This window comes from Chryseobacterium shigense (genome assembly GCF_900156575.1).
GTDB classification, from domain to species: Bacteria; Bacteroidota; Bacteroidia; order Flavobacteriales; family Weeksellaceae; genus Chryseobacterium; species Chryseobacterium shigense.
Genome location: NZ_FTNY01000003.1, coordinates 840,656 through 853,132, shown reverse-complemented (window position 1 = coordinate 853,132; position 12,477 = coordinate 840,656). Strand labels below are relative to the sequence as shown.

General features: G+C 39.2%; 8 protein-coding genes and 1 tRNA gene. 5 read left to right on the top strand and 4 right to left on the bottom strand.

Translation table 11 applies throughout. The features are described 5' to 3' along the window. Window positions 1-470 precede the first annotated feature (470 nt). From BW964_RS13435 to BW964_RS13410, 5 genes are all read left to right on the top strand, one after another. Window positions 471-3,296: a TonB-dependent receptor gene (locus tag BW964_RS13435; RefSeq protein WP_076507865.1), complete on the top strand. Its 2,826-nt coding sequence runs from the start codon at window positions 471-473 to the stop codon at window positions 3,294-3,296. Window positions 3,297-3,306: 10 nt separating this feature from the next. Then, window positions 3,307-4,614, top strand: a complete 1,308-nt coding sequence (locus tag BW964_RS13430; protein WP_076507863.1) for a DUF5690 family protein — start codon at window positions 3,307-3,309, stop codon at window positions 4,612-4,614. 2 nt (window positions 4,615-4,616) lie between these two features. Continuing rightward, on the top strand, window positions 4,617-5,771 hold the full coding sequence (locus BW964_RS13425; protein WP_047455940.1) for a TIGR03364 family FAD-dependent oxidoreductase: 1,155 nt from the start codon (window positions 4,617-4,619) through the stop codon (window positions 5,769-5,771). 6 nt (window positions 5,772-5,777) lie between these two features. Further along, entirely contained in the window at window positions 5,778-6,446 is a 669-nt protein-coding gene (locus tag BW964_RS13420; protein WP_076507861.1) for an HAD-IA family hydrolase, read from the top strand. Between the two features lie 494 nt (window positions 6,447-6,940). After that, window positions 6,941-8,794, top strand: coding sequence for a LamG-like jellyroll fold domain-containing protein (locus tag BW964_RS13410; RefSeq protein WP_076507857.1), 1,854 nt, complete (start codon window positions 6,941-6,943; stop codon window positions 8,792-8,794). Between the two features lie 193 nt (window positions 8,795-8,987). On the opposite strand, the gene BW964_RS13405 is transcribed toward BW964_RS13410, so the two are convergent. The 4 genes from BW964_RS13405 to BW964_RS13390 form a co-directional block, all read right to left on the bottom strand. Beyond that, on the bottom strand, window positions 8,988-9,473 hold the full coding sequence (locus BW964_RS13405; protein WP_076507855.1) for a GNAT family N-acetyltransferase: 486 nt from the start codon (window positions 9,471-9,473) through the stop codon (window positions 8,988-8,990). Between the two features lie 639 nt (window positions 9,474-10,112). Further along, window positions 10,113-11,528, bottom strand: coding sequence for an aminotransferase-like domain-containing protein (locus BW964_RS13400; protein ID WP_076507854.1), 1,416 nt, complete (start codon window positions 11,526-11,528; stop codon window positions 10,113-10,115). Between the two features lie 41 nt (window positions 11,529-11,569). Then, window positions 11,570-11,935 (bottom strand): hypothetical protein, encoded by a 366-nt coding sequence (locus BW964_RS13395; protein WP_076507852.1) that lies wholly within the window; start codon window positions 11,933-11,935, stop codon window positions 11,570-11,572. Window positions 11,936-12,353: 418 nt separating this feature from the next. Beyond that, a tRNA-Leu gene (locus BW964_RS13390) sits at window positions 12,354-12,435 on the bottom strand. Window positions 12,436-12,477: the final 42 nt, after the last annotated feature.

Below are 12,477 nucleotides of genomic sequence, written 5' to 3'. Positions count from 1 at the left end.
AATACAATATCAACACAATTATTAATAAAATATAAATATTTTAACTTTTAAAAGTTGGCAATTAACATAGAATGTCAAGGTTTTGAACCTTGACACGGTTAGCACGTAGAAATGTTCCGTTTTTAGGTTCACATTTTAGATAAGCTTTCTTATTTATTAGGACAAAAAGTTTACAAATAGTAAAATTTATAATTTTCTGTTTACCTCTAAAATTAACGTTATGTTAACCCACAAGACTATCTCTGTCTAAAATTCTCATTCAGGAAACATTTCATCAATTAAACTAAAACGCTCTGTAATAAAGATATTTGAGGACTAAGTATCACTTTATTTTTCATTTCCCAAAAGGTAAATACAGTAAAATATAAGTAACAAATTGCCCTGATTTGTTAAATAATACTTAATACAAAATATTTATATATATTAAAATTATTAGCTTGATTTGCAGTGAAAATTTAATATATGTAAAAATGAGGACCCAATTAGAGAAATTATTGACCCTTGCTTTTGTCTGTTTGATCTTTTTTGTGTCAGCGCAGAAGCAGTTAATTATAGGAACTGTTTTTGACGACAGCCAACCCCTTCCCGGCGCGTCAGTCAAAATAAAAGGTTTATCAAAAAATACCGCTACAGATATTGATGGAAAATTCACGGTGAATGATATCAAAGAAGGGCAGTATAATTTACAGATAAGCTATATCGGTTACGAAACAGCAGACATCAATGTAGATGTGAAATCCGGAGAAACGGTAGATTTAGGTGCTGTCAAATTATCCCAACAGAGAAAGAACATTGACGAAGTTGTGGTAACCGGAACTTTGAAGAATACGGAAGCTAGAGCTTTAAACTTTCAGAAAAACTCGGTGAATATTACCAATGTCATCGCATCAGACGGAATTGGAAAACTTCCGGACAGAAATGCGGCAGAAACCGTTCAGCGTGTTCAGGGCGTTTCCATCGAAAGAGACCAGGGCGAAGGAAGATTTGTTTCTTTAAGAGGACTTCCTCCATTTTGGGCCTCAACAACCATCAACGGTAACAGGTTGCCTACTGCAGAGGAAGAAACCACTTCCAGAGCAACCGCATTTGACTTCTTCCCTACCGAGCTTATCTCCTATGTTCATGTGAATAAGTCGTTTACCCCTGATATGGAGGCTGACGGAATCGGAGGTGGAGTCAACTTTATTACGAAAACGCCACCCATGAAAACAGAGTTCAAAGCGACCATTGGAAGCGGTTACAATGCTAAAGCTGATAAAGGGGTTTACAACCTTGGACTTCTTTACGGAGGCCGGACGAAAGATAAAAAATTCGGATATCTTTTCAATTTGGCGCACTTCATCAGAAACTGGTCTACAGATAATTTTGAAGCAAGAAGAAGTGGTGACGAAGGTGTTTTCCGAATGGAGCTCCGTGACTACAACGGGGTCAGAAAAACAACGGGTGTGAATGCCGCTTTTGAATATGTTCTTTCTCCAAAAAACACATTCTATGTAAAAGGAATGTACGGAACACTTTCGGATGATGAAACGCATTACAAACACAGAATCAGATTTGATAAATTCAGTTCTGCGAATAATACGGCAAGAGTGGAACTTCAGAATATCCACAACTTACTGATCACCGAACTTACTTCTATATCTTTAGGTGGAGTTCATACTTTAAATAAAGGAAAAATCGACTGGGATCTATCCTATTATGACAACCGTTTTAAGTACGGGAACATTCCTGACAAGCAAAACAATTCCTATTATGTGATTAAATACACTCAATCCGGAGTAGGTATTAATCCTGATTATATTTCCAACCATGGAAGCGGGCCTAGAGCCTACTGGAAAGCAGATGGCGGAAAATTAGACTATAAAAATCCAGATGCTTTATTTGGGTTCTACAGTGATCCGGGCTTTAAAATGGATGCTTCGCAGATGAGATTTACAGACCTTGAATTCTACAAAGTTTTTGTTGAGGAAAAAGATAAAATCGTAGCAGCCTTCAATCATGAGATCAATGCATCAGATAAGCTGACTTTAAAATACGGATTCAAATACAGAGACAAAGAAAGAAACGCCAGATTCTCCGATATTTTCTATAACTGGAACGGTGGAACAGCTCCTCTTCTGTCTGATTATGCTCCCTACATCACCACACAGGCGAACGGACCAAAATATTTAAGTGAAATGAATACCCATATCGGGAACACTTTCGGGCCGGTGCTTTCTACCACAGGTATGGATCAGTTCTGGATCCAGAACCAGGGAAATCTGAAGATCAACCCTACCGATTCTGAAGCTTTAGAATACAATAAAGCATTGGGAAGAAACTTCGATGTTTTTGAGAAACATGCTGATGCTTACGGAATGGGAACGTATAAACTGAGCGACAAGATCACGATTTTAGGAGGAATCAGATTATCCAATACCAATACAAGAGTAAAAGGATATAATGTCGTTGAGGATGTTCTGACACCCGTTGAGCATACCAAAAAATACCTGGCCGTTCTTCCAATGCTCCACATCAAATATGCTTTGAACGATAAAACCAACCTTCGTTTTGCAGCAACCAGAACGTTTTCAAGACCGAACTTCGGGGATATTACACCGGGCGGAACGTACAGCGAAGCAGACAATGAATTCAAAGGTGGAAACCCAAACCTTAATCCAACGTATTCACTGAATTTTGACCTGATGGGAGAATATTATTTCTCCAATGTCGGGATCGTAAGCGGAGGTGTTTTCTATAAATCGATCACGGACCCAATTTTCCAGGATTCTTTCATCGGAAACTATAATGGAATGACGGGTGTACAGTTTACAGCACCAAATAACGGTAATGCAGCATGGTTGGGTGGTGTTGAGCTTGGAATCAACAGAAGATTCGACTTTTTACCAGGCTTTCTTCAGTATTTCGGAACACAGCTGAACGCCACGTTCATGACTTCGGAAATGGAAAAACCAAGCGGAAGAAAGGTAGCGCTTCCTTATCAGGCCAAGCAATTGTATAACGTACAGGTTTTCTTTGAGAAAAAAGGATTCAATGCAAGACTGGCTTATAATTACAAAGGAAAATACGCCGTAGAATATGCTGAAGACGACATCAATGATTCGTATTACGGGAAATACAGCAGCTTAGATTTCGGAGGATCCTACCAATTCACAAAACACCTGATGCTGTATGCCGATGTGAACAACATCCTGAACAAACCTTTGATCTATCATTTCGGAAAGAATGAAGACCGTCCTGAACAGGTAGAATATTACGGCGTACGATGTAACCTTGGAATAAAACTGAACTTCTAAACCATCATCAATGGCACAAAGTATCCATAAAAAAACATTAGTAACACTGAAGGCTGCCCTGGCTGCTTTCGGTGTTTACTTCTGCATGTACGGTTTCAGGAAACCCTTTACGGTAGCTTCTTTTGAAGGACTCGCCTATTTCGGGGTTGATTATAAAATCCTGATCATCATTGCACAGGCGGTGGGGTATTTCATTTCGAAATTTATCGGGATCAAATTTATTTCAGAGCTGAAACCTGAAAAAAGAATCGTCTATTTACTGGCTTTCATTGGAGTGGCAGAGCTTGCCTTACTTGGATTCGCAGCTGTTCCCGCTCCTTACAATATCTTCTTTATGTTGATCAATGGGATTCCGTTGGGAATGATCTGGGGAATTGTATTCTCTTATATTGAAGGCCGGAAAACGACAGAAATCATCGGACTTTTCCTGTGTACAAGCTTTGTGGTTTCTTCAGGATTTACAAAATCGGTCGGGAAGTCTATCATGGATACTTTTCCTGTTTCGGAATTCTGGATGCCGTTCTGCACCGGATTGGTTTTCATTATTCCCCTGATTATTTTCGCTCTTCTTTTAGAGAGAATTCCCAAACCTACGGAAGAAGATATTTTGCTTAAAAACAAAAGACAACCTTTGGACCGTACAGAAAGAAGGGCACTGATCCGCAGGTTTTTCATTCCGATTGTATGCATTATTTTCCTGTATGTCTGCTTAACCGTTTTAAGGGATTTCAGGGATAATTTCAACCGAGAGATCTGGGATGGTCTGCATTTTAGTTTTGACAGTTCTATTTTTACCCTCACAGAAATTCCGATTGCGATCATGGTGCTTCTCATCTTAAGCTTTATGGTCAAGGTGAAAAACAATAAAAAAGCATTTGCCTACTACCATTATATCCTTTTTGGAGGGATTCTGACGGTAGGATTGTCAACGTATCTGTTCCAGAATGCTGCATTATCTCCTTTTCTGTGGATGGTGATCTCAGGTTTTGGTATGTATATCTGCTATATTCCTTTCAACGGAATTTATTTTGACCGGATGATCGCCGCTTTTGACATCAAAGGAAATGTAGGGTTCCTGATTTATACCGTGGATTCTTTCGGTTACCTCGGAAGTGTACTGATCCTGCTGTACAAGAACTTCGGTTCTGCGCAGACTTCGTGGCTTAATTTTTATATTCATTTAAATTATATCATTACAGCCGCCGTTCTTATTCTTTCGGTTACAGCTTTTTTAGCTTTCAAAAAAAAGGCAAAACCGAATTCAAATTCTAATCAATTCATCAATTTCGATCCGTCGAAGTTTTATAAATTAAAATAACAATGACAGCAAAATTTGATTTAATCGTTGTGGGAGGAGGAATTCTGGGAACATTCCACGCCTATCATGCCCTAAAAAGAGGTCTTAAGGTCGCTATACTGGAAAGGAATTCCGTTCCTCAGGGCGCAACGGTGAGAAATTTCGGACAGGTAGTTCCCTCCGGAATGGATCTTACTTGGCAGAACTACGGAAGAGAAAGTCTGGCCATTTATAACGAACTTCACGCCCAGGCAGATCTTACCATAAGAAAAAACGGTTCCGTATATATCGCTTCGAATGATGAGGAAATACAGCTGATTGAAGAGCTGTATGAAATCAACAGAAATAATGATTACGAATCCGTTCTGTTATCTAAAAACGACTGCATCAAGAAATTTGATGGCCTCCGTTCGGATTACTGCAAAGGAGGACTTTTTTTTCCGCAGGAACTTTCGGTAGACTCTGCTGATATGATCGTCAAGCTTCACAAGCTGTTGCAGGAAAAACTGGGACTTCAGATTTTCTACAATACCACAATTATTGAAACGGGTGAAAACGGCCAGAACTGCGTCGCCATAAGTGCAGACGGAACAGAATTTACAGCATCGAAAATCATGATCTGCGGAGGCCATGAATTCAAAACATTATACCCTAAAGTATTTGATGAAAGCGATTTAGAAGTGAGTAAGCTGCAAATGCTTCAGACAAAGCCACAGGGCATTTATTCGCTTCCGGGAAATATTCTTACAGGACTTTCCATCAGAAGATATGAATCGTTCAGTGAATGTGCATCTTTTGAAAAAATCAAGGCATCAGAAGATCCGAAATCTTTTGAAAAGAAGTATGGGGTTCATATTTTATTCAAACAGGCACTTGACGGATCTATCATTCTGGGCGACTCCCATGAATATGCAGATGCTAAAAACGCCGATGATCTTGGCTACGATCTGAATATGGAAATCGACGAGTTCATGATTCACGAAGCCAAAAAAATTATAGACCTTCCTACCTATGAAATTCAGAGGAGATGGTTCGGGATCTATTCCCAGTGCAAGACAAAAGATATTTTTGAACACAATCCTTCCCCGAATATCTACATCGTAACAGGGATCGGAGGCAAAGGAATGACGGGAAGCGGAGGCTTTTCCAAATTTAATATAGATAAAATTTACGCATAAATTTCAATGAAGAATATAGAATTACTGGTTCTGGATATGGCCGGAACAACGATTGACGAAGACAATGTAGTGTACAAAACTTTAACGCAGGCTGTGAATAATCACGGCTACCATGTGACGTTAGAAAACGTGCTTTCAAGCTGTGCAGGAATGGAAAAGCTGGAAGCCATCACCAGTTTACTGAAGGAAATCGGGGGCAATGAAAAGGATGCTTCCGTTATTTTCCAAAACTTTTCGGAACAGTTAAAAGAAGCTTACCAAAAACTGGAAGTGAAGCCTATCAACGGGACCGAAAACTTTCTTTTAAAGATGAAAGCTCAGCATAAAAAAGTGGTTCTCAACACCGGTTATACTTCCGAGATTGCCCATCAGCTTTTGGATAAATTACAATGGAAGGAAAATATACACTTCGATGCGCTGATCACCGCAGACGATGTTTCAGAAAGCCGCCCGAGCCCTGATATGATCAATCTTGCGATGAAAAAATTCAATATCACTGAGCCGGAAAAGGTTTTAAAAGCAGGTGACTCTGTGATCGATATTGAAGAAGGGAAAAATGCAGGCTGCGGACTGACGATCGCTGTTCTTTCCGGAGCACAAAGCAGGACGGAGCTGGAAAAGGCACATCCTGATTATATTTTTAATACGATTTCTGAGGCTGAAGATATACTTTAACTCTTCTTTCAAATTATACTTACTTTTTTCAGCCTCATCTTTTAATTTTAAAATATAATCTGAATAAACAGGTCGCTTAGCTTATCTTTTTTTAACATTAAGAAGTTAAGTTGATTGGGTAAAAAAAGAAGAATTAAGAATTTGCCGCTGGCAAAATGAAGCAGCAGCCTTAATGAAATATCGGAGATATTCTTAATAAGTCTTTAAACTCAATGTTATGAATCTCTTAATGCCTTAATGTTTGATTTTATTACAAATTTAAACAGTCCAGTGAACACTAATGGCACTAATATTTTTCACAAATAACACCACTTTATGATTCGTGGAAATTCGTGAAGGTATTTGTGCTGTTTGTGTTTAAAAACCTTAAACATTTAGTTATCAATTTCTTAACTTTAAGTTTACACATGTTTACAAATAGTAAATTAATTTTACAATAGTTAAAAATAAAATTACTATTTGTAAACATTTCTTTTTCAAAACCCTTTATCCCCATGAAAACAAAACTATTCTCAATGGCCGTTCTTATGAGCTGTTTCTTTGAAGCTCAGACCAAGAAAGTTCTATTTATCGGTATCGACGGATGCCGTGCAGATGTGATGATGTCCAGCAACATTCCAAACATCCAAAGCCTTGTCAATCAATCCATTTACTCCCTTGATGGTCTGTGTGCCGCCACGACATGGAGCGGAAACGGCTGGAGCACCATGCTTACCGGTGTATGGCACACGAAACACAATGTTCAGGACAACAATTTCACCAGCCCAAACTATGTGAACTATCCTGACTTCTTAACAAGAGCTGAAACTTATAATCCCAACTTAAGAACGATGTCCCTGGTTAATTGGGCTCCGCTTAATGACAAGATTGTAAAGACCGCTGACGTAAAAAGCAATCTTGGATCAGACCTGGCCGTAAAAAATGCAGCCGTGAATGCCATGCAGAATGACAATCCTGATATTCTTTTTGTGGATTTTGACGATGTGGACCACGCAGGACATTCTTACGGATTTGCAGGCACGGTTCCTCAGTATGTTGCCTCAATTCAGACTACGGATACTTATATCGGAGAGATTGTAAATGCTATGAAAAACAGGCCAACATACAGCAATGAAGACTGGTTGGTGGTCTTAACAACAGATCATGGGGCTATTCAAAGCTCTCACGGTGGCGGAAACCTTTCGGAGCGAAATATCTTTAATATCTATTCCAATCCGGGATTTACGCCTCAGCAGATCAGTAAAACCATTCTGGAATCCAATAAAACGTTTAACCAGCTTAGCTTTCCGGCAGGTACCTATGCAAAACCGGCTAATCAGACTCCGTTTAATTTCGGGGCCACTCAGGATTTCACGATTGAATTCTGGGTAAAACCGAATGCAGCCTATTCAAGCGATCCGGTGATGATGAGTAATAAAAACTGGGCGAACGGAAGAAATAAAGGTTTTGTGATCTCCGGAAGCTCGGGACAAAATTTCAAAATGAATATCGGTGACGGAACGAACAGAATTGACCTGACCGGTGGAAAAGTGGAAACAGGAAAATGGAAACATATTGCCGTAAGTTTTGACAGAGACGGTCTTGTAACCCTGTACGAAGATGGTGTTCCGGTGACTTTTGCTAAAATGAATACCATTGGAAATATAGATTCCGGGCTGCCATTTACTATCAATCAGGACGGAACCAATGTCTATGGTGAGAATCTTGCTGCCTCCTATAAAGATATCAGAGTCTGGAAATCTGCTCTTCCGAATGATGTGATCGTTAACTGGGCGAACCAGGATATTACTTCTTCGCATCCTTATTATGCCCAGTTGCTGGCGGACTGGAAATGCAACGGAACATCAGGAAACACGCTGGCCGATTCAAGCCCGAATGCCAACAACCTTGCCGTAACCGGATCTCCGGCTTATGCTGCAGGGACTACCAACGTATTTAAAATATATGATTACACCTCAACAACGAGAGAAACGGATCATTTCCCTACCGTTCTGAACTGGATGTGTATTCCGGTACAGTCATCATGGGGAATCGATGGGGTGAACCGTATTCCGGTATGTGCTAACGGTGCTTTGGCTGTAAAGGATACTAAAGCAAAAACGGATGATTTCAGACTTTATCCAAACCCGGCTTCAGAAAGCATCAGCATTCAGTATCAGTCTGATGATAAGGAAATTAAAGCAGAAATCATCGATGCTAAGGGAGCATTAATTTCAACGACCTCTCTAAAATCATCCAACGGAACTTATAACGAAAAAATAAGCATTCAGGGTCTACCCGCAGGAATGTATTTTATGAAAATGAACGGAAGCAAAAAGTCGCTGACGAAGACTTTTATTAAGAAATAGGAGAAGATGGGAAGTTTGAAGCTCGAAGATGGAAGTTATCTTAGCCTAAAGCCAAAATTGCAGTGGGTTTTAATCACTTTTTATAGAAACTGTTGAGATGAATGCCTAACAGCTCTACCAACGCATTAGATTTAATTTTTTTTGATATTAGAACAAGGATTTTCATGTCCGAGTTCTAATATCTTTTTTTTGCTTAATCATTGAATGTCAGCAGCATTTGGGTATCACAACGGTCATAGGCTGAATCTGAAATTGGCATATGTCTGAACCCCAGCTTTTCGTAGAGTTTTATCGCAGGAACCAGCACAGAATTCGTTTCCAGAAAAATACTTTCTGCTTTCAGTTCTCTTGCTTTATCCACTAAAGCCTGTCCTACCAGATACCCTATTTTCTTTCCCTGTGCTTTAGGGCTTACCGCCATCTTTGAAAGTTCAAATCTAAGCGGCTCATCGGACATTTTTACCAGTGCACAGGTTCCTACCGCTTCATGATCCAAAATTGCAAAAACAATATGCCCTCCTTTATCTATAATATGTTCTTCGGGATTGTCCAGCAGTTTATAGTCGCCAGCTTCCATGGTAAAGAATGTTTTGATCCATTCTTCATTTAATGTTTTAAAAGCTTCTTTGTACTGAGGCTCGTAGTTGATAATGGTTACTTCATTATTCATTTCATTCATCGCTATAGGGTTTAATTGATCGTATTATTTATATTTTGACAGATTTTTGTAATCATGATTCCTCTAAAAATCTCCGATTTTTTCTAAACTTATGTGCACTTTTTATGCTCAATACATTCAACTTAAAATAACTAAAGTGTTTAAAAACTTTTGTGACTTTTGTGGTTAATATTTTTTTCCACAGATTTTCACAGATGATAACATATATATTTTTTTGAAACATTAAGATCAGTGAAGGAAGTAAAAAGAGTTAAGAGAAAATCTAAAGATTTTTTAAGCTGCAATCCTTATAGCGAAGCTCTCTTAATCATCTTAATACCTTAATTTTCCTTAATGGTTTAAATCATATTCATAAAAATCTCCGATTTTTTTTAAATCTTATGTGTTCTTTTTATCCTCAATACATTCAACTTAAAATAACTAAAGTGTTTAAAAGCTTTTGTGACTTTTGTGGTTGATTTTTTTATCTCTCGCAGATTTCTCAGATGGTACAGATTTTAATGCATGTTTTAAAAAAAAATCTCTGATTTTTTCTAAAGTGATATGCTCTTTTTATCCGTAATACATTTTACTTAAAATAACTAAAGTGTTTAAAAAATTTTGTCACTTTTGTGGTTGATCATGATCCGGTACCGGAAATTAAATTCTTTTCTTCACCATTTTGGCTAATTTTTCAAGATCACTCTCCACTCTGCCCGTCCATTCCAGCGCATAATTCAGACGCATACAGTTCTGGTACTGATTGTACTGCGAAAACATCCTCCCCGGCGCAAAATTGATTTTCTGACTCATCGCTTCATCAAACAAATCTTCCGTACAGATTTTTTTATCCAGTTCCAGCCACAGCATAAAGCCTCCTTTGGGTTCTGATATTTTGGTATTATCGGGAAAATATTCCGTCACCGACTTCTGTATCTGAAGATAATTCGCATATAATTTTTTCCTGAATGTCCTCAAATGATGGTCGTACCGTCCGTGCTCGAGAAAATCTGCAATGACATCCGGATAGATGGACGGGCTGCATACCGTCTGCACCAGCTTCTGCCGGATGACCTGCTCTTTAAATTTTCCCGGAGCTACCCATCCCACTCGATAACCCGGCGCAAGGGTCTTGGAAACCGATCCTATCCACATCACCAATCCGGCTTCATCATAGAATTTACAGGGCTTTGGTCTTTCTGCTCCAAAATACAGGTTCCCGTAGATATCGTCTTCGATCAGCGGTACATTATATTCCGTGATCAGTTTTACCAGTTCTTTTTTGTTATCATCAGGCATCTGGAAACCTAACGGATTATTGAAATTAGTCACAAAACAGCATGCTGAAAGCGTGGGAATCACTTTTTTCAGCGCCTCCAGATCTACTCCGTAAATAGGATGGGTAGGAATTTCCACCACCTTCAGTCCCAACTGCTGAATAGCCTGAAGAACCCCGAAATACACCGGACTTTCCACGGCTACGGAATCTCCCGGCTTCGTTACCGCCATCAGGCAGGTGTACACCGCATTCATCGCTCCGGAGGTGATCACCAGGTCATCTTCCGAGATTTTCCCTTCCAGTACCAAAGCCCACTTGGCCGATTCTCTGCGCAGATATTCATTTCCCTGCACCGGTTCGTAATCTGTTCCGCTGTCAGCCTTTCTGTTAATGACATTGATCATCGATTTCTTTAGCTTGGCTAATGGAAGAAAGCTTTTTCCCGGAATTCCCAAAGCAAACTGGGTAACATCTGTTCCACCGATGGTTCCGAACACTTTATCAATAAGAACCTCTGCTGTATTTTCTCTTTCCGCTACTTTCATAGGCGCCACAGACGGCAGCGCCAGCTTTCTTTGGGAACTCTGGCTCACAAAATAGCCGTATTTCGGACGTGATTCTACCAGCGAACGGCTTTCCAGCTCCATATAGGCCTGCTTCACGGTATTCAGACTGACATTGTAAAGTTTCTGGGCACTTCTAAGGGAAGGCAATCGGTCTCCAAACTGCAGGGTATCGCTTTTGATCTGCTCCGTGACAGATTTTGCTATTTTAAGATACAGAACGTCTTTAGACATAGGGAATCGGGTTTAAGTAAATGTACAACTTTCCATTATTTCTATCCAATATTCAGCCAGCTGACCATTCGCAAAATACTGCTTTTAAGCTGCTCCGGATTTCGGAAGTTCGCAGTATTACTTTTCCTGAAATAACTTTCCGTGCGCTGGGTAAAATTTCTTTTCTCAGTATCGGAAAGACGGTCTTCATAGATCTTAAAGGCAATCTCTCCTTTTTCACTGATCACCAGAGTGGCAAACGCTACCACTTCCCCTTTCTTCTTAACCAAAAGAAAAGGAACCCCGAAATTCTGATTCAGTTGTTTGAGGGTCTGGGTCCGCAAAAAGATGTCTTTCAGGGCTGGCATATCTGAAATAAAAACTTCAGCATAGAGAAGCTGATCTCGGGATTGTGGTAAGGTTTCCATACTATTCTGCTTTATTTCAACAAAATTATGGACTATTTCATCATGGATACAGATACAGAAGTTACTATTATTTTGGATACAGATAAGAGTCTTTCCCCTGTTAAAAAGAAAAACCATTTCTTTTCTGACCTCTTTTTAATGGATAAAATATGGCTATTTTGAAAGAGAAACCAAAAATAAGTAAGACAACCAAAAGAAATGGTACTCTTTTAAGGTCCATTCAAAAAAAATCAAATTCTTTTTTTAACGCAGGATATGGATTAGGATAGAGGATATTACTGTAAGTATTGAGAAATGAAAAGGTATTTGATTAGCTTAATCCGTTATTTACCATTCTTCATCATTAAAAAGGATAGAGATGATCAGTCTAAAAACAAAAAACTCTCTGTGAGATTTCACAAAGAGTTTTTTTGCTGAGTGCGGATGAAGGGACTCGAACCCCCACGCCTCACGGCACCAGATCCTAAGTCTGGCATGGCTACCAATTACACCACATCCGCTGGTTGTTTTATTCTTTATTAAAAAGAGTTTACATCCTTTTG